General features: G+C 67.5%; 1 protein-coding gene. It reads left to right on the top strand.

Features of this window, described 5'->3' with window-relative positions:
• Positions 1 to 1,143, top strand: a 1,143-nt coding sequence (locus LRG07_RS13655; protein ID WP_238642743.1) for a PAS domain-containing protein, incomplete at both ends; no start/stop codon positions are given.

Consider the following 1,143-nt stretch of genomic DNA (forward strand, 5'->3'; position numbering starts at 1 on the left):
CTCGAGGCGACCAGACAGCGCCTGGAGCAGGCCGAGCGGATCGGGCGCCTTGGCCACTGGGTGACCTACCCACGGACCGGACGGATGGTCTGGTCGCCGATGATGTACGAACTCACCGGGTTCGACCCAGAGCAGCCGCCCCCGGACTGGGCGACCCTGATCCAGCGGATCCCGGAGACGGATCGCTTCCAGATCGCCGAGTACCAGTTCGAGGCGGACCCTTCGCTGGAGTCGAGCCAGGGGGAGTACCGGATCCTCCACCCCGATGGGCGCACCCTGTGGGTCCGTGAAGCGGCGTGCCAGTGGCGGGACGAGCACGGCACCTGGATTGTCCAGACCATTGTCCAGGACATCACGGAATACCGACAGGTCCTGGACCGGGTCGAAGAGCGCCGCCAACAGCTTGAGGCCATCCTGCAGGCCGAGACCTCGGTCAGCCTGATCCAGACCGATCTGCACGGCACGATCTGCGAGGCCAGCCGCAGCGCCGAGTTGCTCTTCGGTTATCCGCGCGAGGCCCTCATCGGCAGAGATGTGCGCACATTGCACGAACCCGCGGATCGCGCAGAGGTCGCGGAGGGGATTGAGTGGCTCCGGCGCACCCGGCAGGAGTACACACGCGAGTACGAGCTGATCCGGTCAGACGGTGAGCGCTTCCGCGCCCGGGTAAGCGTGGCGCCCGTACTCAATGCGCAGGGCGAGCTAATCGGCAGGCTCGGCGCCTGTATGGACCTCAGCCAGCAATCCGCCGAGCAGCATCGGCTGCGGCTGGCCCAGGAGGCCGCCGGCTTCGGCGTCTGGGAGTGGGATACCCGGGCCGACGCCGTAACGCTGGATGCGACCTGCTGCCGGATGTTCGGGTTGGACCCGATGCAGCAGGCGCCGCTCTCTTACGAGCAGTGGCGCTCCAGCGTCCATCCCGACGATATCGCGCCCATCGAAGCGACCCTGGAGCGCCAGCTAACCAGAGGGCACACGTTCACGTACGAGTTCCGGTATCGCTGCGCCGACGGGGATTGGCTCTGGGTCCAGGCCCGTGGGCAGACGCTGCGGCGGGCGGCGGATGGCACCCCGGCACTGATCGCCGGAACCTACGTTGAGGTGCAGCAGCTCAAGGAAACGGAGTTCGCCCTGCGCCGCCGT

It is taken from the genome of Halorhodospira sp. 9622 (assembly GCF_022228025.1).
Taxonomy (GTDB): domain Bacteria; phylum Pseudomonadota; class Gammaproteobacteria; order Nitrococcales; family Halorhodospiraceae; genus Halorhodospira; species Halorhodospira halophila_A.